This window comes from Pseudomonas sp. Q2-TVG4-2 (assembly GCF_013620795.1).
Lineage (GTDB): Bacteria > Pseudomonadota > Gammaproteobacteria > Pseudomonadales > Pseudomonadaceae > Stutzerimonas.
Genome location: NZ_LGLW01000004.1, coordinates 66,136 through 89,648, shown reverse-complemented (window position 1 = coordinate 89,648; position 23,513 = coordinate 66,136). Strand labels below are relative to the sequence as shown.

Here is a 23,513-nt window from a genome sequence, read left to right as displayed (position 1 = left end):
ACATCGGCTGCTGCGCTGGCGCGGCCTGTGTTACGCGTAACGCTACGTTAAAGGAATAACCATGCGCTATCCAATTATCGAACACCACGGCGCCAAGGATGGCGTAACCGGTTCCTGCCATCAGCTTCATATGAACGCTTCAACCAGCGTGCTGATCGATTGCGGCTTGTTCCAAGGGAACGATGCCTCGCTACCCGACGGATCAGATGCAGATCCGCTGGCCATCGAGTTTCCGCTCGATACGGTCAAAGCGCTGATCGCCACCCACGTGCACATCGACCACGTTGGCCGAATTCCTTATCTGCTAGCGGCGGGCTTCGAAGGGCCCATTCTGTGCAGCGAGCCCTCAGCGAAACTCCTCCCTATCGTGCTTGAAGATGCCTTCAAGCTCAGCATCAGCCGTGACCAGGCTCGAGTCCAGCGCTACATAGAGCGCATCGAAAAGCGCCTCATTCCCTTGCCTTACCAGCACTGGTTCACACTGTTTGATAGTGACGAACTGGTCGCACGCGTCCGCTTGCAGCGGGCCGGCCATATCCTCGGTTCTGCTTATGTCGAAATCGACCTGAACTACCCACAACAGAACGAGAGCAAGCGTGTGGTGTTTTCCGGCGACCTGGGCGCGCCCCATGCGCCATTCTTGGCGCCACCCCAGCCGCCCGAGCGCGCCGATATCCTGGTACTTGAAAGCACCTACGGCGATCGCCTCCATGAGGACCGCCAGAATCGTCGCCAGCGCCTCGAAGCCGTCATCGAACAGGCGCTGCAGGACCAAGGCACCATACTGATCCCCGCGTTCAGCATCGGCCGCACTCAGGAACTGCTCTACGAACTAGAAGGCATCATTCAGAGCAAGCAAAGCGCCAAGCCCGCCCCTGTAGGAGCGAGCTCGCTCGCGAATCACGCCGCAATGTCAACGCCTAGCGAAACCAACTGGCCCGAACTGCCGATCATCCTAGACTCCCCCCTCGCAAGCCGATTCACCGCCGCCTACCGTGAGCTGAAGCCCTTCTGGAACCAGGAGGCCCGCGACCGTGTCCAATCCGGGCGCCGCCCGTTGGCCTTCGAACAGCTGATCACGATAGACAGCCACGGCGACCACCAGCGCATCGTTGATCACCTGTCCCAGACTGCGCGCCCAGCCATCGTTATAGCCGGTGGCGGCATGTGCAGCGGCGGTCGCATCGTCAATTATTTAAAGGCTATGCTGGGGGATCAAAGGCACAACGTCCTGTTTGTCGGCTACCAAGCCAAAGGCACACCGGGGCATGCCATCCAGACCTACGGGCCGAAGGGCGGCTATGTGGACCTGGACGGCGAGCGCATCGACATCCGCGCCGACATCACCAGCGTCGGCGGCTATTCGGCCCATGCGGACCAAAAGGGACTGGTAGAATTCGTGACCGGGATGCAGCAGTGGCCGACAGAGGTAAAGGTTGTGCATGGGAACGAAAGGGCGAAGCGAGGCTTGGCTTCTGCACTGAATCAGCAATATAGCGCTGCCGGCAACCCGATGCTCCTGCATCCCTAAACCCAATACGGAACCGGCCTGTAATGCTTACACTCAGCGGCTTCATTATTCACGAGTATCGTTACCGCTTCGGTGCGGTTTCAAGGTGCGCGCACTGATGTTTTCAGTTGGCTATCAACGCCTAATCAATGTTGCGCTGCGGGGCATGACTTTGGCCAGCAAGTTTTTGCTGATCTTCTTCCTGGCTCGTTTCCTCGAGCCGGAAGAGTTGGGGCTCTACGGGCTGCTCACAGCGACCATTGGCTACGCCCTTTATCTGCTGGGCTTCGACTTCTACGCCTTCACTACTCGCGAGCTGCTTAAGCGCGAGCGCAGCGAGTGGGGCGGTTTGTTAAAGGACCAGGGCGTGCTTTATGTAGGGCTGTATAGCCTATTCCTTCCGCTGCTGTGCTTGATCTTTCTCAAAGGTCTCCTGCCTTGGAGGTTGGCCGGTTGGTTCTTCACTTTGCTAGTGCTGGAACACCTGTCTCAGGAGCTAATCCGTCTGCTGGTTGCTATTTCCGAGCAGCTTCTGGCTAGCCTAGTATTATTTCTCCGTTCCGGGATCTGGGCACTCGCTGTGACGGGCTTGATGCTCATTGAGCATGAATCGCGAACACTCGACATTGTTGTAGGCGCTTGGACGCTTGGCGGCGTATTCGCTGTACTGCTGGGCATCATTAATATCGCGCAACTTAAAATTGGTGGCTGGCACAGGCCCATCGACTGGCGCTGGATTGGCAAAGGCTTGAAAATCGCCATCCCCTTGCTGATCGCCACCTTGGCGATTCGCGGACTGTTCACCCTGGACCGCTACTGGTTCGAAGCACTGGCCGGTCTCGATGTGTTAGGCGCTTATGTATTGTTCATGGGTTTCAGCAATGCGCTTATGTCTTTTCTGGATGCCGGAGTGTTCGCCTTCAGCTACCCCGGTCTCATTACCGCGCATAGCCGGCAGGACGCCACGGCCTTCCGCCACGGGGTGCGTAAATTGCTATTACAGACGCTGGTACTATCGATTGCTTTTGCGGTGATTGCGTTGTTGTTGATTGGCCCCTTGCTGCAATGGCTCAACAGGCCTCTCTATATCGAGCAACAGGGTCTTTTCCCCTGGCTCCTCCTAGCCACTGTGCTTTACGCCGTTGGCATGGTGCCGCATTACGCCCTGTACGCCCAGGGTCATGATCGCCCGATCATTCAGAGTCACATTGCCAGTCTTCTGATCTTCATCCCGGCTACTTGGCTGTTTTCACTCTACTCAACACTGCTGGCGGTACCACTCGGACTATCCGCAGCCTTTACTCTGATATTGCTATGGAAGTCCTGGCTTTTTTTCCAGCTGACGCCCACGCACTATCGATCCACTCGCGTCAGACTCCAGGTCTGAAAACAAGGAATATTTTAATGCTCAGCAACAAGACCATCCTCGTTACCGGCGGTACCGGCTCCTTTGGTAATACCTTTGTTCCAATGACTCTGGCCAAGTACAACCCCAAGAAAATCATCATCTTTTCCCGTGACGAGATGAAACAGTGGGACATGGCCAAGAAGTTTGAGGGCGACAAGCGTGTGCGCTTTTTCATCGGCGACGTACGCGACAAGGATCGACTATACCGGGCCCTCGATGGTGTCGATTATGTGGTGCACGCCGCTGCTACCAAGATCGTACCAACCGCTGAATACAATCCCTTCGAGTGTGTCAAAACGAACATCGACGGCGCCATGAACCTGATCGATGCCTGCATTGACAAGGGCGTTAAAGGTGTAGTTGCTCTGTCGACCGACAAGGCCAGCAGCCCGATCAACCTGTACGGCGCCACCAAGCTGGCGTCCGATAAGCTATTTGTAGCGAGCAATTCGTACTCCGGCTCCCACGAAACCCGTTTCTCGGTCGTGCGTTATGGCAACGTGATGGGCTCGCGCGGCTCGGTGATTCCTTTCTTCATGTCGATTAAAGATAAAGGCGTTCTGCCTATCACTGACGAACGCATGACCCGCTTCATGATTTCCCTGGAGGAGGGCGTGGAGTTGGTCTGGCACGCTTTCGACGACATGGAAGGCGGTGAAATCTATGTGAAAAAGATTCCGTCAATGAAGGTCACCGACCTGGCTCGCGTCGTCGCACCTGGAGCCCGCCAGGAAATCGTTGGCATTCGCCCCGGCGAGAAGCTGCACGAACAGATGATCAGCGCCGAAGACGCCTACTACACCTACGAATATCCCGAGCACTTCAAGATCCTGCCGACAATCAATAATTGGGCCACTTGTGAGAAGCGCATCAAAGACGGCAAGAAGGTTCCTGAGGGTTTCGTTTACGCGAGCGACAACAACAGCGAGTGGATGAGCGACGCCGAGCTGCAGGCGTGGATCGACGCTAACCGCGAAAAGATCGGGAGCATCTGAGCCCATGATCCCCTACGGCCGTCAGGACATCACCCAAGCCGATATCGACGCGGTCGTGGGTGTTCTGCAATCAGACTTCCTCACTCAGGGCCCGATGGTGCCACGCTTCGAACAGACCGTAGCGCAGCATGTCGGGGCTAGCCACGCTCTAGCCGTGAACAGCGCCACGTCGGCGCTGCACATCGCTTGCCTTGCGCTGGGGCTCGGCCAGGGCGACTGGTTGTGGACCAGCCCGGTTACGTTCGTCGCATCGGCCAACTGCGGACTCTACTGCGGCGCTCAGGTCGACTTCGTCGACATAGACCCACGCACTTACAACCTGTGCCCCAAGGCGCTGGAACTCAAGCTGGCACAGGCCGAGCGTGACGGGACATTGCCGAAAGTGGTAGTGGCAGTTCACCTGTGTGGTCAGCCCTGCGACATGCAAGCCATCCAAGAGTTGGCCCAGCGCTATGGATTCAAGGTTATCGAGGACGCTTCGCATGCCATCGGAGGCAAGTACCGGGGCGAGTTCATAGGAAATTGTCGCTACAGCGACATCACGGTTTTTAGCTTCCATCCGGTGAAGATTATTACAACAGCCGAAGGCGGTATGACGCTGACTAACAATGCAGAACTCGCCAGCCGCATGGCGTTGCTACGTAGCCACGGCATCACCCGTGATCCGACGCAAATGACGCACGACGCCGACGGCCCCTGGTACTACCAGCAGATCGATCTCGGCTTTAACTACCGGATGACTGAACTGCAGGCCGCACTTGGCGTAAGCCAGATGGAGCGGCTGGACCAGTATGTCGGCCGCCGGCACCAACTGGCCGCGCGCTACAACGAACTGCTCGCCAGATTGCCGATCACCCGCCCCTGGCAGCACCCCGATAGTTATTCCGGCCTGCACCTGTACGTGATTCGCCTACAGCTGGACAAGATTGGCAGGTCGCACCGCCAGGCAGTCGACTTGCTGCGCGGAATGGGCATTGGGGTTAATTTGCATTACATCCCGGTGCATACCCAGCCGTACTATCAGCGCATGGGTTTCCATGTTGGTGATTTCCCCGAGTCGGAGCGCTACTACGCCGAAGCCATCAGTCTGCCGATGTTCCAAACCATGAGCGAAGAACAGCAGGACGACGTCATCGCAGCAGTACGCAAGGTAACCGCGCCATGAGACTGGCTGTGATCCCCGCGCGCGGCGGCAGCAAGCGCATCCCACGCAAGAATATCAAGCCCTTCTGCGGCAAGCCGATGATAGCCCGTTCAATCGAATCGGCTTTGGAAAGCGGCTGCTTCGACCGGGTGATCGTCTCCACCGACGATGCAGAAATCGCCGAAATCTCCCGGGAGTACGGTGCGGCCGTTCCCTTCATGCGGCCGGCGGAGCTGTCAGACGATCACACCGGGACCGTCCCGGTAATTCGGCATGCCGTTGAGTGGCTCATCGCGAACGGTGAACGCCCGGAACAGGTGTGCTGCATCTACGCCACCGCTCCCTTCGTAAGTGTGGAAGACATTCGCCAGGGACTGGCGGCGCTGGTCGCGAACGGCTGCGATTATGCGTTCTCGGTTACCAGCTATGCGTTTCCAATCCAGAGAGCGATCCGCATTACGCCGCAGGGGCGTGTTGAAATGTTCCAACCAGAGCACTTCAACACTCGCTCGCAAGATATCGAAGAGGCGTTCCATGATGCGGGACAGTTTTATTGGGGGCGCGCCGGAGCCTGGCTGGAAGGAAAGGCATTGTTCGGGTTGCATTCGACTCCAGTAATCCTGCCGCGCCATCGTGTTCAGGACATCGATACGGCGGAGGACTGGGAGCGTGCCGAATGGATGTTCAAAGCGATGCACGCCCAGGCGGAACGCTAGAATGATGGTTGCCTTCCGTGTGGACGCCTCGTTGCAGATGGGCACTGGCCACGTCATGCGTTGTCTGACCCTTGCCGATGCGCTGACGGAAAGAGGCGCGGAGTGCCACTTCATCTGCCGAGCGCATCCGGGCCATCTCATCGATCTGGTACAGAGCAAGGGGTACGCGGCCTATTCCTTGCGCTGTGAATCTTCAAAACCTGCGATAGACGACGGACTGGCGCATGCAGCTTGGCTGGGCGCGTCGCAGCAGCAGGATGCACAGGCCTGTTTCCCCATCCTCCAGGCGATCCAGCCGAACTGGCTGGTTGTCGATCACTATGCTTTAGACAGCCGGTGGGAACTTGAGCTGAAGCCCCATTATCGCCAACTCATGGTGATCGACGACCTGGCTGATCGCTTTCACCAATGCGACTTGCTGTTAGATCAGACGTTTGGCCGCGATGCTGCGGACTACCGCAGATGGGTGCCCGCCAAATGCACGCTACTGTGCGGCTCGCAATATGCCTTGTTGCGGCCGGAATTCGCGGCCCTGCGCGACTACAGTCTGCAGCGTCGAGCCAACCCGCAGTTGGACCAGTTGTTGATCACAATGGGCGGCGTCGATAAGAACAATGCCACCGGAGAAGTACTGAAAGCTCTGCGCGTCTGTCCGCTTCCGGCGGACTGCCAGATCACAGTGGTTATGGGTTCAACCGCACCTTGGCTGTCCGAGGTAACCAATCAGGCGCAGAGCATGCCTTGGCCAACTCGGGTTCTGGTAGGTGTGAGCGATATGGCGCAACTCATGGCCGGTTGCGATTTGGCAATAGGTGCGGCCGGCGCAACGTCTTGGGAGCGCTGCTGTCTAGGACTGCCGACGGTCATGCTTGTGCTGGCCGATAACCAGCGACAAGTTGCTCAAGGCCTGGAAAAGGCGGGGGCAGCATTGCTCATTGAAGGAACGCACTGCATTGCGGAGCGCTTGCACAATTATCTTTCGGCACTGGCTGAACGGTTAGCAGCTCTTCAAACCTTGAGTCTTGCGGCTGCGAGTATTGTCGAAGGGCACGGAACAAACTCTGTCATTCAGCAATTGGAGGCTTGAAGTGAGCTTATCCTTACGACAAAGCCTACGTCGGATGGGCACAGCGGATTTAGAAAGGGTGTTGGCCTGGCGCAATCACCCTGACGTTCGCCGCTACATGTACACCCAGCACGAGATATCGCTGGACGAGCATACCCGCTGGTTCACCAAAGCCTCTCAAGACCCCAAACGGCACCTGATGGTGTTTGAAGGCGATGCGGTACCACTCGGCTTCATTAATATTCAGGAGGTTGCAGCGGGTGGAATCGCTGACTGGGGCTTTTATGCAGCGCCCGATGCACCGCCGGGTACAGGGCGTCTGTTAGGACAGGCAGCGCTAATATATGCCTTTACAGAGGCCGGATTGCACAAGCTCTGCGGGCAGGCCCTCGCCTACAACGAACGCTCCATCAGCTTTCATCAGAACATGGGTTTTAAGCAAGAAGGTATTCTGCGTCAGCAACATTTCAACGGCCAGCAGTACCACGACGTGGTGTGTTTTGGCCTACTTGCCATTGAGTGGAAAGCCTGTCAATAAGAGATCAACCTATGCCCATCACTCCCAGCATCAGCATCGCTGGTCGTCGTATTGCTGCCGACGCGCCGCCCTACATTATCGCCGAGCTTTCCGCCAACCATAACGGCAGGCTAGAAACAGCACTGAAAATCATTGAGGAAGCAAAAAGATCTGGCGCCGACGCAGTGAAGCTGCAGACCTACACGGCTGATACCATCACCCTGGATTGCGATTCCGAAGAGTTCCAGATTCACGGCGGCTTGTGGGATGGTAAGACCCTGTATCAGCTCTATCAGGAAGCTCATATGCCTTGGGCGTGGCACAAGCCGCTATTCGAACATGCGCGTAATCTGGGCATCACAATCTTCAGCTCGCCGTTTGACAATACCGCCGTTGACCTGCTGGAAGACCTTAACGCACCGGCCTACAAAATTGCCTCCTTTGAGGCCGTCGACTTGCCGCTGATCAAATACGTGGCGAGTACTGGTAAGCCAATGATTATCTCCACGGGCATGGCCAACGCCGAGGAGATCCAGGAAGCAATAGACGCGGCCCACGAGGGTGGTTGCAAAGAACTGGCTATCCTCCATTGCGTCAGCGGTTATCCAGCACCGGCCGAAGATTACAACCTACGCACCATCCCCGATATGATGCAGCGCTTCGGCTTGGTCACTGGCTTGTCGGACCATACGCTGGACAATACAACTGCAATTGCCAGCGTAGTACTGGGCGCCTCAATTATTGAAAAGCACTTCACTCTTAACCGAGATGGCGGCGGGCCGGATGACAGTTTTTCGTTGGAACCGGAAGAGCTGGCAGCGTTATGCCGCGATAGTAGAACAGCATGGTCTGCGTTGGGTGAGGTTGATTATGGCCGTAAGGCTAGTGAACAGGGCAATGTGAAGTTCCGGAGGTCTCTGTACGCTATCAAGAATCTCAAAACGGGTGAGATCATTTCCGCTAACTCGATCCGTAGCGTACGCCCGGGCTATGGGTTAGCACCAAAATATCTAGAATCTATTGTTGGTCGTAGGTTAACCCGCGACGTGCCGGCGAACTCACCGTTGGCCTGGGATTGTTTTGAAAGGCCTGAGATTTGACTCGCTTAATTGTAACGACGAAAGGCTTGTTAGCGATACAAATGCCGATGCTCCTAGTGGGGAGCTTGGCCGCAATAATAATCCTTATTGATGTCTTCTTGCCGTTTACGTCTGCATACGCAGATGTTTTGCCTGCCTATATTCTCTATTTGGCTTTTTTTACCGCTGTGTTCGTTATATATAGCGTGCTCGCCGTTGTGCTGGAAGCTGCCTATCCTCCAAGTCAGCGGCTTTCAAGTCTGTCTGATGCTTGTAAAGCCGGAAGGATGGCAACGTGCATGACATTTGCCTGTTTTATATCCGTTACCAGCCTTCTTGCTCTGATAGTTGACCGGGCGGTGTACCAAGACGTGAACTTCCTAGCCCAAAGTTTTGTGGAAATACGCTCCCGTTTAAATGCCGAAAGGGAGCCAGGTTCGGGTATTTCATCCGTTTACAGTGTTTTCGGTAATCTCTTCCAGTTCAGCTATTTTTTTTCTTTCATTTGCTTGGTCTATTACGCTGAGGTGTTGACTCGCTTGCGCTGCGCGGTATATTTATTTTTTATCGCTTTTTGCTTGTTGGGTGGATCATATATTCTAGGTGGGCGAACAATTATCGGGCTGTTTGTGCTTACATTATTGGCTATATTGGTGGCTCGGGTAGTAGCCGGTCGTTCGTCCGTTCGAGACCTTTTCAATGTGCGGGTGTTGGTGGGGTTGGCTTTGTTGCTTGTCTCATTTGTCGGTATCGTTGGTTATGTTTTTTACGCTCGTGCTAGTGTAAGTGGCCTAGATTCCGCTACCTATTTGCATAATTTTGCTCTGCATCTGCACGGCCGCGCGATTTCTTACAATGCGTCGTGTGAAGTGGTTTGGTGTGATATGGCTAATTATCTACAGTTGTCCGGAATTTATGTTACCCATGTATTGTGGGTGATGGCTGAAAATATTGCTGATTCGAATTCGGAGCCAGAAGGTGCACCAGTCTTTGGTGGGGTTTTGGTAATTCTCGCAAAAGTAATTGGCCCTTTGAGTGATCAGTACGAATTTGCAGGATTATTTAACTCTTTGCCCGGGTCCCTATATTATCAGTATGGCGGGGCTGGAGTCGCCCTTGGGGCTCTTTTGATTGGTTCCTTTTTTGCTTTTGCCGTCAACTGGTTGAGGCGAAGAGGGACTGTAAGCTCGTTGATGATTTTTTATATTTTGTTTATGGTGCTATTGGTTGCGCCGGTACTTTCCGCGTTCAATATAATAGCATTTGTCTTTGTGTTATTTGCTTTGAGCTTTGTGGGGATTATATATTTGGCTGGGGTTTCCATGGGGAAGGGGCGTCAATTATGAGGATTGGCTTGGTTAATTTGTTTTCGTTTAGGCCTCATGTTGAACATCTAATATTTATCGCTTATATTCTCAAAAGAGATGGCCATGATCTATATTTTCTAACATGTGATGGTGCGGTAGAGAATTGCTATCCGCGCGCACTTAAAGGGAGCGGTAAGCTAAAAGAGTGCGCTAAGTGCATGCTTGGCGGCGTGCGTAGCTATACCAATAATAATGTAACAAGCATTAGTTCTCGTATCAGCGGAGGTCTGAGCATAGAGGATCTTGATAACTTGGCGCTATCAAGCTCCTGCACCTTAAGTCGTACGGAATCTGAAGACGAGTGGAATGAGCCCGAGGTGGTTTCAATTCGTAGATCTTTATACGAGCCTATCGATCGTTCCTATGCTAGTGCTAGACGCTGGATTATCGAGAACGACCTTGAAGGTGTGATTTGCTTTAATGGGCGTATGGACTTAACGCGCGGCGTAACACTCGCGTGTGAGCATGCAGGTGTCCCGTTCGTTACGCATGAGCGACCCTGGTTTAGTGAGGGTCTGCAGTTGACGCCAAATGCTAACTGCCTTTCGCTCAAGGCTATCGGCGATATGGTGGCAGCATATGATGATCGCCCTCTTACGGCGCCACAGGCGCTAATTGCGGGGAAACTGGCGGGTCAGCGCTTTCTTCAACGCAACTCATTAGAATGGCGTCTTTACAATCAGAACCCGGAACCCGCGCCTTGGCCGCTTTCAGCCCCGGGGCAACGGGTCCTAGTGCTACCTAGCAGCAAGAACGAATTTGCCGGTCATGCAGAGTGGAAAACCAGTTGGATCGATAATAGCCAAGCCTTAGATGACTTTTTCGAAGCGTTCGGAATCGCGCCGCAGCAAGTAGTTGTGCGCTGCCATCCCAACTGGGCGGAAAATATCGGTCAGGTTGGAGGTGCTCGCTCTTTGAAGCTGTACCAGAGTTGGGCCGCTCGCCGCGGCATACACTGCATTTCCAGCGAGCAGAAAGCGAGCACGTACGATTTAATTCAACACGCCGATATAGTTGTACTTAACGGGGGGAGTTCAGCTGTAGAGGCGGGGGTATGTGGTAAACAGGTCATCTGCCTAGGGCCTTCAACCTATGCTCGTGCTGGATTTGTTCGAGCCTTTGCTGATAAGGCTTCGATGTACGAAGTGAATGCGAAGCAGGATTTGGATCCGGACACGGTCATTCGTAAAACGTTGCGCTTCCTCTATGTACGCTCTCATCGGCATCCTCAATTCGTGAATTTTGTAATACCAATTGAAACTACTCGCTATACCTACCGCGAGGGAGCAGATGCATCGCGGCTTATAGATATGTTGCAGTCCGGCGAACTAGTAGCTGATGATCCAACTTGGGCGGAAGACCAAGGCGGAGAAGATCCCGTTGTCGAAGCATTAAAGAATAAGCGCTGGGGGGAATTGTCAGATTATGTACCCGTCAGCCCGGAACTGCCCTTATTGGAAGTAAAACGTCGTCCCGCATTTCGCTGGGTTGATGGCGTTCGAGCAAAGCTGCCTAGGGGAGATAGAGGTTGAGTAAAGAAAATCCGACGGTCTCGATAATTACGCCGTCTTATAACGCCGAGCGATTGATTGGAAGAACGCTTCAATCGGTACTAGAGCAAAGCTGGCAGGATTGGGAGTTGTTGGTCATTGACGATTGCTCGAAAGATGGCACTCGAAGCGTTGTATTGGAATTTGCCGCCCGGGACTCGCGAATTCGTCTTATACCGTTAGAGAGGAATAACGGTGCCCCGGCCGCACCTCGGAATATCGGGGTAAAGAATGCTAATGGGACTTGGATTGCTTTTCTCGACGCGGATGATATCTGGCATCCAGAAAAGTTGGCGTTACAAATGGCGGCGGCAACGTCGAACGAGGCAGAGTTTATCAGTACTAAAATGAAGGATTTTACTGATGAAACTTTACTGAGCTTCGATCCGATTGCCAATCCCGCGGCGCAACTCGTCACGTTCTGGCAACAGCGTATTAAGGGGCGTATACCCACGTCAAGTGTATTGATTAGGCGTGACCTTATGTTGCGCTTTCCATTCAACGAAGATATTCGTTACAAGGCCGTTGAGGATTATGACTGTTGGCTAAGGGTACTTGAGGCGGGAGTAAAGCACTGGAAAGTTCAATATCCCCTGCTTAACTATAGAAGAATTTCTGGCCAGATTTCAGGTTCAAAGAAGTACATGCTTCAGCGGATGCATATGGTGCATCGCGAGTTTCCTCGGACTAACGGGCTGCTTGCGTATGTGTTTACTTTTACCCATGCGATGGGTGGATTTTATTATCGCGTTTTAAGGAAAGGTCTATGAAGCGGGTAATGGTCACAGGCGGTGCAGGATTCTTAGGGTCCCATTTGTGCGAGCGTCTGCTAGCTGGAGGGAACGAAGTTTTGTGCGTCGACAACTTCTATACTGGCGCAAAGCGCAATATAGCTCACCTAATGGCAAATCCGTATTTTGAGCTTATTCGTCATGATGTGACCTTTCCCCTCTATGTAGAAGTAGACGAGATATATAATTTGGCATGCCCGGCGTCACCGATTCACTATCAATTCGATCCGGTGCAGACGCTCAAGACTAATGTTCATGGCGCCATCAATATGCTTGGCTTGGCCAAGCGTACGAAAGCAAAAATATTCCAGGCATCTACCAGCGAAGTTTACGGGGATCCGGAGATTCATCCGCAGCCGGAAGGCTATTGGGGACGGGTAAATCCAATTGGCATTCGCTCCTGCTATGACGAAGGCAAGCGCTGCGCTGAAACGCTTTTCTCCGATTATCACCGTCAGCACGGGTTGCGGATAAAGATTGCGCGGATCTTCAACACTTATGGCCCGCGGATGCATCCCAACGATGGGCGTGTCGTTAGTAATTTCATCGTTCAGGCGCTGAATGGGGAAGATCTCACCATTTATGGTGAAGGCCATCAGACCCGTAGTTTCTGCTATGTCGACGATCTTATCGAAGGCTTTGTTCGCTTGATGAACACGGCGGATGAAGTAACTGGCCCAATAAATCTGGGAAATCCTGGCGAATTTACCATGCGCCAACTGGCTGAGCGCGTTCTCGAACTAACAGGCAGCGCTTCACGTATAGTTTTCCGCCCCCTGCCGGAGGATGATCCCCAGCAGCGGCAACCTGACATTACCCAGGCTAAGTCGGTGTTGGACTGGCGGCCGACCATCATGCTGGACCAAGGGTTGGAGAAAACCATTCAGTACTTCGATGAGTTGTTAAAAGAAGCGAAGGTAGGCTGACGTAACTTATGAACATAACGGTTTTTGGTAGTGGCTACGTTGGTCTGGTGACGGGTGCTTGTCTGGCTGATGTTGGGCATTCGGTGGTGTGCATTGACATTGATCAACAAAAGATCGATGGCCTTAATAAAGGCGTCGTGCCCATCTATGAACCTGGGTTGGAAGAGCTGATTCTTAACAACTGCAAGGCCGGCCGTCTTAGTTTCTCCACCGACGCAGCGCTCGGAGTGGAACATGGCTATCTCCAATTCATAGCGGTGGGTACACCGCCGGATGAAGATGGTAAAGCCGACCTGAAGTATGTCTTGGAGGTGGCTGGTACCATCGGCCGCCACATGACAGAACCTAAAATCGTAATTGATAAGTCAACGGTGCCGGTAGGGACTGCTGATAAAGTTAGGGAGTGCGTGTCAAGTCTGCTGTCCGAGCGTGGGAAAAAACTGGAATTTGAGGTCTGCTCCAATCCTGAGTTTCTCAAGGAAGGTGCGGCGATTGAGGATTTCACAAAGGGTTCGCGCATCGTTATAGGTAGCGATTCCCCCGTAGTGCGTGATGCCATGCGGCTATGCTATGGCCCTTATAACCGTAATCACGACAAGTTAATGTTTATGGACGTACGCTCGGCTGAGCTTACTAAATATGCCGCCAACGCCATGCTGGCTACTAAAATTAGTTTTATGAACGAAATGGCTAACTTGGCTGATCTGCTTGAAGCGGATATCGAACAGGTTCGTCTCGGTATTGGCGCGGACCCCCGAATCGGTTACCACTTTATCTACCCCGGTTGCGGGTACGGCGGTTCCTGCTTTCCGAAAGACGTCCAGGCGTTGGCCCGTACCGCGCAGGAGGTTGGCTATCAGGCCGATCTGCTCGAGGCGGTTGAGGCGGTTAATAAGCGGCAGAAGCAAATGCTGTTCACCAAGCTGCAGCAGGCCTTCGGGGGGAGTCTGGCTGGAAAGCGAATTGCTCTCTGGGGGCTATCGTTCAAGCCCAACACCGACGATATGCGGGACGCACCAAGCAGGAGCTTCATGGAGGCGGCCTGGTCCGCTGGAGCTTACATCCAAGCACACGATCCCCAGGCTATGGCGGAGTGCGAGCGGATTTATGGTGCTCGCGACGATCTAACGCTCTGTGCATCCAGAGAAGCTGCACTTGAGGGGGCAGATGCGTTGGTTATCTGTACGGAATGGAAGGCTTATCGGGTATGTGACTTGGGCAGGTTGCGGCAAACGCTTCGTTTCCCTGTGGTTGTGGACGGACGTAATCTTTTCGACCCCAAGGAGATGGCGGCCGCCGGCCTTCTCTATCATGCAGTTGGCCGCGGTCTACGCAAGGCATGACGCCAATGTCGAAGATCCTCGTTACAGGGGCAAACGGTTTTATAGGTAAGGCGTTGGTCGAGCGCCTAACGACTAACCGGCACTCTGTTCGGGCGATGATCCGCTCCCCTTCGAGATGTTCGCACAGTCAAGTCGAATGCGTTGTGGCTGATCTGAGCGATGACAGGGGACTACATTTGGCCTGCGCTGATGTGAGCTGTGTGATTCACCTAGCGGGCCGGGCACATATCATTAAGGAGCGGGTCACCTCATCTCTTGAGGCGTTTCGTGAAGTTAATGTTAATGGCACCGTAGCGCTGATCCAGGCAGCAGCCCGTTCAGGAGTTAGCCGTTTTGTCTTTGTTAGTTCTATAGGGGTTAATGGCGACCGCACTGACGGTCGGCCATTTTCCGAGAATTCAGTGCCTGAGCCTTGCTCTGATTATGGAAGATCTAAGTACGAGGCCGAGCTGGCACTCATTAGTTGCTGCGAGCAGGCGGGCATCGAGTGGGTTATTGTTAGACCTCCAATGGTGATCGATAGTAATGCACCTGGCAATTTTGCACGATTGCTGAGGCTGGTCGATCGTGGTGTTCCGATGCCTTTTGGCCAGGACTGTAATCAGCGCAGCTTGGTTTCCCTGCAAAATTTGGTGAGTCTTTTGGAAAGGTGTGCTGAACATCCGCTCGCTGCAGGCGAAGTTTTTTTGGCTGCAGATGGAGACAATGTTTCGACCAGAGAGATTATTTCGAGCTTGGCCCATGGGATGGGGCGGTCCGCTCGCCTGTTTCCCGCTCCGGTCAGTATCATCGGACTCACCTGTAGGCTGCTTGGGCGCCAACGGCTGTTCAATCAATTGTTCGGCTCGTTGCAAATCGACAGCACTAAGGCGCAGAGGATTCTGGGCTGGTTACCAAGGGAAAGTACCCATCAGGCGCTGGTACGGATTGGCCATGAGTACCGTGTTCGTTTCTAGTCGTTCGCCTGTTACGAAATGTTCGAACCGCCTCCGCATTCACCGCATTGGCGGGGTGATGCGGGACTATCGCCACGGAGTTGTTGCGTGGCATTAGGCAAGCGATGGTAAACCCCACGATCCGGTCCAGTACTGGCTGGCCTGCTCCAGCTTGGTGCTACGTTGCTGGGCAAAAAAAGCGATGGCCCAACGGCTGCTCGGCTCGCTGCAGGTGGATATCAGCAAGACCTGCGAACTGCTGGACTGGAAACCGCCCCATACGGTGCAAGAAGGGCTCAGGCGTTGCTTTGAGCGTTCCAACTGATCTCTTACCGGTGAACCCGTGATTCGACTCTTCGATTTTGTATTTTCGCTGGTGGGCCTGGTGGTTGGGTTCCCGGTGTTGCTCGTGCTGACAATCATTGGCTTGTTCGATACGGGCTCACCGATTTTTCGCCAAGTGCGTGTCGGCCGCCGTCAGAAGCCGTTTACGCTGGTCAAATTCCGCACGATGCGGGTGGATACGGCATCGGTTGCAACGCATCTGGCCAGTAGCGCGTCCATCACCCGCTTCGGCCATTTCCTGCGCAAGACCAAGCTGGATGAGCTGCCTCAGTTGTGGAACGTGCTGAAGGGCGAGATGAGCCTGGTGGGACCACGGCCAGGGCTGTTCAACCAGGCGGATCTGACTGAGGAACGTGCCAAGCGTGGCGTGTTCGACGTGCGTCCCGGGATTACCGGACTGGCGCAGGTGAGCGAAATCGATATGTCCACGCCGGCTCTGCTGGCCGAGACGGATCAGAAGATGATCGCCAGCCTGACCCTGGCCGATTACTTCAAGTACATCTTTATGACCGTGGCCGGCAAGGGCGCAGGAGACCGGGTCGTGAAACGCTAACCTCAGCTGTTTTCTAACCTGTGTTGTCTAGCGTTGGGTCAGTTGGGTGAATTAATGGGCTGCATAGCCGAAGCGGCCGGCGTTTCGGTTCTAGGAAGGGTAGCGTTGTGTTGAGATTGGCGGAAAACATACGTGCGCGACTGGTGCGATTGCCCCGGCGCTACAAACGCCTCATTCAAGTATCGACAGATGTGGTGTTGGTCTGGGCTGCGCTTTGGCTGGCATTCGTCGTACGCCTTGGAAATTTTACGTTTGTCGACCCGCTCGGTGGCCACGCTTGGCTCTTCGGTGTTGCGCCGCTGATCGCTATTCCGTTCTTCATCCGCTTCGGTATGTATCGCGCTGTGATGCGTTACTTCGGTAATGACGCACTGATGGCGATCGCCAAGGCCGTGACGCTCTCGGCGTTGTTGCTCTCCCTCGCGGTGTACTGGTACTCCGACGCGCCCAAGCTCATTCCGCGCTCGATGGTGTTCAACTATTGGTGGTTGAGTCTTGTCTTGATCGGTGGGCTGCGCCTGGTGATGCGCCAGTATTTCATGGGTGACTGGTTTTCTCCCAATTCGCTCACCAAGTTCAAAGGCCGTGATGCGAGCTTGCCGAAGGTGGCGGTTTATGGCGCCGGTGCGGCGGGCAATCAGTTGGTGGCGGCGTTGCGCCTGGGGCGGGGTATGCGTCCGGTTGCGTTCATCGATGATGATCCCAATCTGTTCAATCGCTCTATTGCGGGACTACGGGTTTATTCGCCCAAGCATATCCGGCAGATGATTGACGAGACCGGCAGCGACGAGATTCTGCTGGCGATTCCATCGGTATCGCGAGCGCGGCGTCGTGAAGTTTTGGAGACGCTGGAGCACTATCCGCTCCATGTTCGTAGCGTGCCGGGTTTTATGGATCTGGCCAGTGGGCGGGTCAAGGTCGAGGACATTCAGGAAGTCGATATCGCGGATCTGCTCGGGCGCGACGCCGTGCCGCCGCAGCAGGCGCTGTTCGAGAAGTGCATTCGGGGCAAGGTGGTGATGGTGACCGGTGCTGGCGGCTCGATTGGTTCGGAGCTGTGCCGGCAGATCCTCTCGAACAAGCCCAAGGCGTTGCTGCTGTTCGAGCATAGCGAGTTCAATCTCTACAGCATTCACATCGAGCTAGAGCGGACGATTGAGCGAGCCTCTTTGCCGATCAAATTGGTGCCGATTCTGGGTTCCATCCGCAATCCTGACCGTCTGTTGGATGTAATGCGCACCTGGCAGGTGGAGACGATCTACCACGCGGCGGCCTATAAGCATGTGCCCATGGTGGAGCACAACGTCGCCGAAGGCGTTTTGAACAATGTGCTGGGCACCATGAACACGGCCCAGGCCGCCGTGCAGGCGGGTGTGGCCAACTTCGTGCTGATCTCCACCGACAAGGCAGTGCGGCCTACCAACGTAATGGGCAGTACCAAGCGTGTTGCGGAAATGATCCTGCAGGCGCTGAGCCGCGAGACGGCGCCTGTGCTATTTGGTGCTGATGATGCGGTGCATCACGTCAACAAGACCCGTTTCACCATGGTCCGTTTCGGCAATGTGCTGGGCTCGTCGGGGTCGGTGATCCCTCGGTTCTATCAGCAGATTCGCAACGGTGGCCCGGTGACGGTGACCCACCCGAAGATCACTCGCTATTTTATGACCATTCCCGAGGCGGCGCAGCTGGTGATCCAGGCGGGCTCTATGGGGCAGGGCGGCGATGTGTTCGTGCTGGATATGGGCCAGCCGGTGCGCATTGCAGAGCTGGCCGAGAAGCTGATTCACCTGTCTGGCCTGAGCGTGCGCTCGGAGAGGTCTCCGCACGGGGACATTACCATCGAGTTCACTGGATTGCGCCCGGGTGAGAAGCTCTACGAAGAGCTGCTGATCGGCGACAACGTGAGCCCGACCGAGCACCCGATGATCATGCGGGCAGATGAAGAGTATTTCACCTGGGATGTGCTGCGTGGCGTATTGGCCAAACTGCTGAAGGCGGTGGAGCAGGATGATTACCCACAAGTTCGGGTCCTGCTCCGAGAAGTAGTGAGCGGGTATGTGCCGGAAGGGGAAATCGTCGATTTGATCTATCAGCAGCGGCGGGTTGGGCCGGCTGAGTAGTGATGTTTTTGGCAGGCTATCGCCTGCATTCGCCGCGGGGCGCGCCTCCTACAAAAAGCGTTGTGTGAGCTTTTGATGGGTGGGAGGGCCGCTCTCGGCGCGAAGCTGTTTGTTTTGCTGGCGAGGCTGCGTGCCATCGCACCGGGCAGGCCGCTAACCCATTGGTGCTCCGGATACGAGCTTCAGGTGAAGCAGCAGGTTAAGCGGCTCCCACAAAAGCGTTGCGGTGTGAGCTTTTGATGGGGTGGGACAGCGGCCCTCGGCGCGAAGCTGTTTGTTTTGCTGGCGAGGCTTGCGTGCCATCGCACCGGGCAGGCCGCTAACCCATTAGTGCTCCGGATACAGCTTCAGGTGAAGCCGCAGGTTAAGCGGCGCCAACACAAGCGTTGCGATGTGAGCTTTTGATGGGGTGGGACGTCCGCCCTCGGCGTGAAGCTGTTTGTTTTGCTGGCGAGGCTTGCGTGCCATCGCACCGGGCAGGCCGCGAACCTATTAGTGCTCCGGATACCAGCTTCAGGTGAAGCAGCAGGTCAAGTCGATACGCTAAACCGTTGCCTTATAAAACAGCTTCCCGACTCGGTCGATGTGTTCGATCAGCTGCGGATTGTCGATCTGGCGATGCAGTGATAGATCAATTTTGTAAGGCAGGAGCAGGTCATCCAGTGCCAGCTCGATATTGAGTAGGTCCTGGTGAGAGAGTTCGTTGCCTTTCAGGGTCAAGTCGATATCTGAACCGGGGCGGTAGTTTCCTTTCGCACGGGAGCCGTAGAGGATCGCTTCGCTAACCTTGGGGAAAAGTCCAAGTGCTTTGCAGATCGATTGAACATCTTCTTCAGATAGTCCCGCGTGCTCCAGCATCCTAGCGTTGGTTCTTCCCGGCTGGACATCGTTTGCTCCAGACCTTTAGCAGCGGATGATGCTGCAACCGGATATTCATCAGAATCGCCTCCGCCGTTTCCTCGTTGTATGTATGAGAGGTACGTTTGCGGTCTGTGAGCATTTGCATCCAAGCATGACCGTCGCTGATCAAGCCCTTGCTGAACGCTTCACGAATGGTATCGCGCGAGCCAACGATGCCCTCGATGCCCTGCCAGACGAGGAAATCTTTTAACGTATTCCAGCCAAGCTCGTAACAATATCCGAAGCCCTGGATGACGCCTTGTTTTTCAAGTTTCGATAGTTCGCGTTGCCCCATTAGCTCAATGGCTTCGTCAAGCTCTAGCAGAACCTTATGGAAGCTGCTCAGGCGCCGCTGCCAGTGCACGTCGATGTTGTCCATTAGCGAAGCCCTAGGTTCGAGTGGGTAAAGGCTACACGTCTCTGCGGCAGGGCCTATCGGGCGGTTTCCTGTTCCATCCACTTCGGCTTCGGATAGCGACGGTCCGATTTTCCGGCCTTGAGTACGGCTCCCGGTATGTCGTGGCCAACCAGTTCTGGCAGGCTGGCAGCGCACTGCAGCAGTTTGTCCAGATCGACGCCGGTATCCAGGCCCATGCGCTGGAACATATGTACCAGGTCTTCCGTGCAGATGTTGCCGCTGGCGCCGGGTGCATAAGGGCATCCGCCGAGGCCGCCGAGCGAGGCGTCGAAGCGGTCGATACCTGCATTCAGGGCAGCCAATGCATTGGCGAGGCCCATCCCTCGGGTGTTGTGAAAGTGAGCGGTGAATACCGCGTCGGGCCAGTGGGTCATTGCGTGCCTGCAAACGCGTTCGACCTGTGCCGGATCGGCCATGCCGGTGGTGTCGCAGAGGGTGATGCCCTGTACCCCGGTGTTGAGCAGGCGCTGTATCAGTTCATGAACTCGCGGTTCGGGAACCTCGCCTTCGAACGGGCAGCCGAAGGCGGTGGACAGCGAGGCGTTGATGAACACGCCGCTGCCGCGAGTCACCTCGATGATCTCGCGAAACTGCTCCAGCGATTGCTCCGGCGTCATCCGTAGATTGGCCATGCCATGCGTATCGCTGGCGGACATCACCAGATTGATCTCGTCGACGTCACAGGAAAGTGCGCGCTCGCATCCCTTCACATTGGGAACCAGTACGGTGTACTCGACGCCCGGCACTCGGCGGATACCGCGCATGACTTCTTCGGCGTCGCGCAGGTTGGGAATGGCCTTGGGCGAGGTGAAGGAGGTGACTTCGATCTTGGCCAGCCCGGTTTCGGAGAGGCTATTGATCAGAGTCATCTTGTCTTCGGTGGGGATGAAGTTCGGCTCGATCTGGAAGCCATCGCGGGTGGCGACGTCCTGGATGTAGAGACGCTTGATCATGGGTATCTCCGTTCGTGGAAAGCGCTGCTTTGTTGGCGCGTGGTAAAGATCACAAGCTTCGGTCTGGGGGCTCGCATGACACCAGAAACGCATGGTGGGCATCCGGGGAGGGTGGGCTGAAGCCCACCCTCCCCGGATGCTTGCAAGCACTGCCCAAATAGTGCCGAGTCGGTAGGGTGGATGTCGCTCTACCCATCCACCGTTAAGGAGTGTCTGGGTTCGCGAGCAAGCTTGCTCCTACCAGGACTGTGAATTTTCGTGCCTCATGCTCCGCGTGAAGATGGAGCTGCGAGGCTTCGTGTCGTTGGACGCGAAGCGTCGGAGCCACCAGCAACGTGCATGCGGGCGGCACTGCGCCGGTAGAAGCGAAAATCTTCGCCCCGCGGGCGGGCCTCCATTGTTGGATCGCTAATGCCCGCATCTTCCGTGGGAGGCGCGACCCGCGGCGAATGCCCTTGGGCAGTGGGCCAAAAGCAAAAGCTTCGCCCCGGGGCGGGCCTCCCACGTAAATCAAAAGCAGACCCGCGGCGAAGGGCTGCCGCTTAGATGATCCCTCGCTCACGTAGCCCTCGGACCTGCACATCGGTCAGGCCAAGCCCGGCCAGGACGTCTTCGGTGTGCTCGCCCAGCTGCGGGCCGCCAGCGCCGATGCGGCCGGGGGTGCGGCTGAGTTTGGGGAGTACGCCTGGGACCTTGAGCGGCCCGGCAAACGTTTGCACCTGCTCGATCATCTGGCGCGCCAGGTAATGCGGATCCTTGACGATGTCCGCCGCTGTGTAGGGATAGCCGGCTGGGACGCGCGCCTCCTTCAACGCCTCGATAACCTCATCCCGACTGTGCTGAGCAGTCCATTCGCCGATGGCGGCGTCGATCAGCTCGGCATGCTGGGCGCGGCCATCGTTATGCGCGAAACGCGGGTCGTCGGCCAGGTCCTGGCGCCCCATCAGCGTCATCAGTCGCTTGTAGATGCTGTCGCCATTGCCGGCGATCAGCACGTAGGCACCATCGCGACACAGGTAGGAGTTGGAGGGCGTGATACCGGGCAGTGCGCTGCCGGCCGGCTCGCGGACATAGCCGAAGGCATCGTATTCGGGCACCAGGCTTTCCATCATGGCGAACACCGATTCGTACAGCGCGACATCGATTTCCTGGCCCTTGCCGCTGCGGTTGCGCTCCTGCAAGGCGAGCAGCACACCGATGACGCCATACAGCGAGGACAGCGAATCACCGATGCTCACGCCCACTCGCACCGGCGGCTGGCCCGGATAGCCGGACAGGTGCCGCAACCCGCCCATGGCCTCACCGATCACGCCGAAGCCGGGCAGGTCGCGATAGGGGCCGGTCTGGCCGTAGCCGGAGATGCGCAGCATGATCAGGCGCGGGTTGAGCGTCGACAGTTCATCCCAGCCCAGGCCCCAGCCTTCGAGCGTGCCGGGGCGAAAGTTTTCCACCAGCACATCGGCTTCGGCGACCAGCTGGCGGACGATTTGCTGGCCTTCGGCGGCTTTCAGATCGAGCGTCACCGACTGTTTGTTACGTGACTGCACGTGCCACCAGAGCGAGGTGCCGTCCTTGAGCTTGCGCCACTTGCGCAGCGGATCACCGACACCCGGCGGTTCGATCTTGATCACCTCGGCGCCGAATTCGCCGAGCATCTTGCTGGCGAAAGGGCCGGCGATCAGCTGGCCCATCTCGATGACCTTCAGGCCATGCAGCGGCAGGCTGTTTCCATTCTGTTCGTTCATCGCAGCACCTGTACCGGGTCGATTCATGTGCGCAGGATGACCGAGCGCCACGTTGTGGACAATTGCCGAATAACCAAGGATGGTTTCGCAAAGCACGAAGGCTACAGGCTGGGTGCCTTTCTAAGCGCGCCGATTTATCGTTGTCGCTTCGTCACTTGCGAATACGAGAGCCAACCATGCGGCGTGTCGATTTCGTTACCCTGCGCCTGTTCGTCGCCGTTGCCGATGAGCGCAGCCTTACCCGCGCGGCCGAGCGCGAGCACCTGGCGCTCGCCGCGGTCAGCAAGCGCATCAGCGATCTGGAGGGCCAGCTCGGCGTTAGCCTGCTGTATCGCCAGCCTAAAGGCGTGGAGCTGACGCCTGCCGGCCACGCGCTGCTGCACCACGCCCGCAATCTGCTCGACGGCCTGCAGCAGATGGATGCCGACCTCAGCGAGTTCAGTCAGGGCGTGAAGGGACATGTGCGCATCCATGCCAACACATCGGCGGTCATCGAATTCCTGCCGGAAGACCTTAGCGCCTTCGCGCGTTTGCATCCTGAAGTGAAAATCGACCTGGAAGAGCGCGTCAGCAACGACACTTTGCGTGCCCTGCGCGAGGGGTTAACGGATATCGGCATCTTCGCCGGGCATATGCCGGCCGAAGACCTTCAGGTATTCGGCTATCGCGAGGACAACCTGGTGCTGGTCACGCCGCGTCAGCATCCGCTGGGGGGCTTGAAGCACATTGCCTTACGCGATGCTGCCGGCTTCGACTTCATCGGCCTGCAGCAGGACGCCTCGCTGTATGCGCTGTTGCAGCAGTCGGCCCAGCAGATGGGCACGCCGCTGCGTTTGCGTATTCAGGTGCGTAGCTTCGAGGCCATCTGCCGCATGATTCATACCAGTATGGGGATCGGTGTGCTGCCCGAGCAGGTGGTGCGCAACTACCTGCCGGCGCTGGATGTGGCGATCATCCCGCTGACCGATGCCTGGGCGCGGCGTGAGCTGAAGATTGGTGTGCGTAACCTGGAAAGTCTATCGGTCACCGCGCGGCAAATGCTCGAACACCTCACCGCTCGCGAAGGCAATCGCTGAAAATTGGCTGAAACCGGCGTGGGCGCTTTGATGCCTTCGTGGGAAGCGAAGCCTCG

General features: G+C 56.0%; 21 protein-coding genes. 17 read left to right on the top strand and 4 right to left on the bottom strand.

Features of this window, described 5'->3' with window-relative positions; all coding sequences use genetic code 11:
• The first annotated feature begins 61 nt into the window (after positions 1-61).
• The 16 genes from H3028_RS08575 (at position 62) to H3028_RS08500 (ending at position 18,365) form a co-directional block, all read left to right on the top strand.
• The gene (locus H3028_RS08575) at positions 62-1,531 is read left to right on the top strand and encodes an MBL fold metallo-hydrolase (RefSeq protein WP_181296618.1); all 1,470 of its coding nucleotides are present in this window, start codon (positions 62-64) and stop codon (positions 1,529-1,531) included.
• 97 nt (positions 1,532-1,628) lie between these two features.
• Entirely contained in the window at positions 1,629-2,897 is a 1,269-nt protein-coding gene (locus H3028_RS08570; protein WP_181296617.1) for a lipopolysaccharide biosynthesis protein, read from the top strand.
• Between the two features lie 17 nt (positions 2,898-2,914).
• Positions 2,915-3,913 (top strand): UDP-N-acetylglucosamine 4,6-dehydratase (inverting), encoded by a 999-nt coding sequence (gene pseB, locus H3028_RS08565; RefSeq protein WP_181296616.1) that lies wholly within the window; start codon positions 2,915-2,917, stop codon positions 3,911-3,913.
• 4 nt (positions 3,914-3,917) lie between these two features.
• Positions 3,918-5,078 carry a UDP-4-amino-4,6-dideoxy-N-acetyl-beta-L-altrosamine transaminase gene (pseC, locus tag H3028_RS08560; protein WP_181296615.1) on the top strand — a complete coding sequence of 387 codons (1,161 nt, stop codon included), beginning with the start codon at positions 3,918-3,920 and terminating at the stop codon, positions 5,076-5,078.
• Positions 5,075-5,773 (top strand): pseudaminic acid cytidylyltransferase, encoded by a 699-nt coding sequence (gene pseF, locus H3028_RS08555; RefSeq protein WP_181296614.1) that lies wholly within the window; start codon positions 5,075-5,077, stop codon positions 5,771-5,773. The genes pseC and pseF overlap by 4 nt, the downstream gene beginning before the upstream one ends.
• Before the next feature lies 1 nt (position 5,774).
• Positions 5,775-6,860, top strand: a complete 1,086-nt coding sequence (gene pseG / locus H3028_RS08550) for a UDP-2,4-diacetamido-2,4,6-trideoxy-beta-L-altropyranose hydrolase (protein WP_181296613.1) — start codon at positions 5,775-5,777, stop codon at positions 6,858-6,860.
• Position 6,861: 1 nt separating this feature from the next.
• The gene (gene pseH, locus H3028_RS08545) at positions 6,862-7,377 is read left to right on the top strand and encodes a UDP-4-amino-4,6-dideoxy-N-acetyl-beta-L-altrosamine N-acetyltransferase (protein WP_309109535.1); all 516 of its coding nucleotides are present in this window, start codon (positions 6,862-6,864) and stop codon (positions 7,375-7,377) included.
• Positions 7,378-7,388: 11 nt separating this feature from the next.
• A complete protein-coding gene (gene pseI, locus H3028_RS08540; RefSeq protein ID WP_181296612.1) occupies positions 7,389-8,456 on the top strand; it encodes a pseudaminic acid synthase in 1,068 nt (355 codons plus the stop codon).
• Positions 8,453-9,781 carry a hypothetical protein gene (locus tag H3028_RS08535; protein WP_181296611.1) on the top strand — a complete coding sequence of 443 codons (1,329 nt, stop codon included), beginning with the start codon at positions 8,453-8,455 and terminating at the stop codon, positions 9,779-9,781. Before pseI ends, H3028_RS08535 begins: the two co-directional genes overlap by 4 nt.
• An 8-nt stretch (positions 9,782-9,789) precedes the next feature.
• Positions 9,790-11,334 (top strand): capsule biosynthesis protein, encoded by a 1,545-nt coding sequence (locus H3028_RS08530; protein ID WP_258237741.1) that lies wholly within the window; start codon positions 9,790-9,792, stop codon positions 11,332-11,334.
• Positions 11,331-12,122, top strand: a complete 792-nt coding sequence (locus H3028_RS08525) for a glycosyltransferase family A protein (RefSeq protein WP_181296609.1) — start codon at positions 11,331-11,333, stop codon at positions 12,120-12,122. The genes H3028_RS08530 and H3028_RS08525 overlap by 4 nt, the downstream gene beginning before the upstream one ends.
• Entirely contained in the window at positions 12,119-13,069 is a 951-nt protein-coding gene (locus H3028_RS08520) for a UDP-glucuronic acid decarboxylase family protein (protein ID WP_181296608.1), read from the top strand. The genes H3028_RS08525 and H3028_RS08520 overlap by 4 nt, the downstream gene beginning before the upstream one ends.
• Before the next feature lie 8 nt (positions 13,070-13,077).
• Positions 13,078-14,412 (top strand): UDP-glucose/GDP-mannose dehydrogenase family protein, encoded by a 1,335-nt coding sequence (locus tag H3028_RS08515; protein WP_181296607.1) that lies wholly within the window; start codon positions 13,078-13,080, stop codon positions 14,410-14,412.
• On the top strand, positions 14,409-15,368 hold the full coding sequence (locus H3028_RS08510) for an NAD-dependent epimerase/dehydratase family protein (RefSeq protein WP_309109534.1): 960 nt from the start codon (positions 14,409-14,411) through the stop codon (positions 15,366-15,368). Before H3028_RS08515 ends, H3028_RS08510 begins: the two co-directional genes overlap by 4 nt.
• 322 nt (positions 15,369-15,690) lie before the next feature.
• On the top strand, positions 15,691-16,245 hold the full coding sequence (locus H3028_RS08505; protein WP_181296605.1) for a sugar transferase: 555 nt from the start codon (positions 15,691-15,693) through the stop codon (positions 16,243-16,245).
• A gap of 116 nt (positions 16,246-16,361) precedes the next feature.
• Entirely contained in the window at positions 16,362-18,365 is a 2,004-nt protein-coding gene (locus tag H3028_RS08500) for a nucleoside-diphosphate sugar epimerase/dehydratase (RefSeq protein ID WP_181297095.1), read from the top strand.
• Positions 18,366-18,908: 543 nt separating this feature from the next.
• On the opposite strand, the gene H3028_RS08495 is transcribed toward H3028_RS08500, so the two are convergent.
• The 4 genes from H3028_RS08495 to H3028_RS08480 all read right to left on the bottom strand — a co-directional run bounded on the left by H3028_RS08495 (position 18,909) and on the right by H3028_RS08480 (position 22,381).
• Entirely contained in the window at positions 18,909-19,223 is a 315-nt protein-coding gene (locus H3028_RS08495) for a nucleotidyltransferase domain-containing protein (RefSeq protein ID WP_181296604.1), read from the bottom strand.
• Between the two features lies 1 nt (position 19,224).
• Positions 19,225-19,644: a nucleotidyltransferase substrate binding protein gene (locus H3028_RS08490; protein ID WP_181296603.1), complete on the bottom strand. Its 420-nt coding sequence runs from the start codon at positions 19,642-19,644 to the stop codon at positions 19,225-19,227.
• Between the two features lie 53 nt (positions 19,645-19,697).
• Positions 19,698-20,636 (bottom strand): hydroxymethylglutaryl-CoA lyase, encoded by a 939-nt coding sequence (locus tag H3028_RS08485; RefSeq protein ID WP_181296602.1) that lies wholly within the window; start codon positions 20,634-20,636, stop codon positions 19,698-19,700.
• A gap of 542 nt (positions 20,637-21,178) precedes the next feature.
• Complete coding sequence (locus H3028_RS08480; RefSeq protein ID WP_181296601.1) at positions 21,179-22,381, bottom strand: CaiB/BaiF CoA-transferase family protein; 1,203 nt, start codon at positions 22,379-22,381, stop codon at positions 21,179-21,181.
• Positions 22,382-22,557: 176 nt separating this feature from the next.
• On the opposite strand from H3028_RS08480, the gene H3028_RS08475 reads away from it, so the two are divergent.
• Positions 22,558-23,457, top strand: coding sequence for a LysR substrate-binding domain-containing protein (locus H3028_RS08475; protein ID WP_181296600.1), 900 nt, complete (start codon positions 22,558-22,560; stop codon positions 23,455-23,457).
• Positions 23,458-23,513 lie beyond the last annotated feature (56 nt).

Excerpts from the sequence above, each read along its gene's own strand:
- H3028_RS08480 (WP_181296601.1), bottom strand. The coding sequence starts at position 22,381 with ATGAACGAACAGAATGGAAACAGCCTGCCGCTGCATGGCCTGAAGGTC.
- H3028_RS08515 (WP_181296607.1), top strand. The coding sequence starts at position 13,078 with ATGAACATAACGGTTTTTGGTAGTGGCTACGTTGGTCTGGTGACGGGT.
- H3028_RS08575 (WP_181296618.1), top strand. The coding sequence starts at position 62 with ATGCGCTATCCAATTATCGAACACCACGGCGCCAAGGATGGCGTAACC.
- pseG (WP_181296613.1), top strand. The coding sequence starts at position 5,775 with ATGATGGTTGCCTTCCGTGTGGACGCCTCGTTGCAGATGGGCACTGGC.
- H3028_RS08520 (WP_181296608.1), top strand. The coding sequence starts at position 12,119 with ATGAAGCGGGTAATGGTCACAGGCGGTGCAGGATTCTTAGGGTCCCAT.
- pseC (WP_181296615.1), top strand. The coding sequence starts at position 3,918 with ATGATCCCCTACGGCCGTCAGGACATCACCCAAGCCGATATCGACGCG.
- H3028_RS08475 (WP_181296600.1), top strand. The coding sequence starts at position 22,558 with ATGCGGCGTGTCGATTTCGTTACCCTGCGCCTGTTCGTCGCCGTTGCC.
- H3028_RS08510 (WP_309109534.1), top strand. The coding sequence starts at position 14,409 with ATGACGCCAATGTCGAAGATCCTCGTTACAGGGGCAAACGGTTTTATA.
- pseI (WP_181296612.1), top strand. The coding sequence starts at position 7,389 with ATGCCCATCACTCCCAGCATCAGCATCGCTGGTCGTCGTATTGCTGCC.
- H3028_RS08495 (WP_181296604.1), bottom strand. The coding sequence starts at position 19,223 with ATGCTGGAGCACGCGGGACTATCTGAAGAAGATGTTCAATCGATCTGC.
- pseF (WP_181296614.1), top strand. The coding sequence starts at position 5,075 with ATGAGACTGGCTGTGATCCCCGCGCGCGGCGGCAGCAAGCGCATCCCA.
- H3028_RS08570 (WP_181296617.1), top strand. The coding sequence starts at position 1,629 with ATGTTTTCAGTTGGCTATCAACGCCTAATCAATGTTGCGCTGCGGGGC.
- H3028_RS08490 (WP_181296603.1), bottom strand. The coding sequence starts at position 19,644 with ATGGACAACATCGACGTGCACTGGCAGCGGCGCCTGAGCAGCTTCCAT.
- pseB (WP_181296616.1), top strand. The coding sequence starts at position 2,915 with ATGCTCAGCAACAAGACCATCCTCGTTACCGGCGGTACCGGCTCCTTT.
- H3028_RS08485 (WP_181296602.1), bottom strand. The coding sequence starts at position 20,636 with ATGATCAAGCGTCTCTACATCCAGGACGTCGCCACCCGCGATGGCTTC.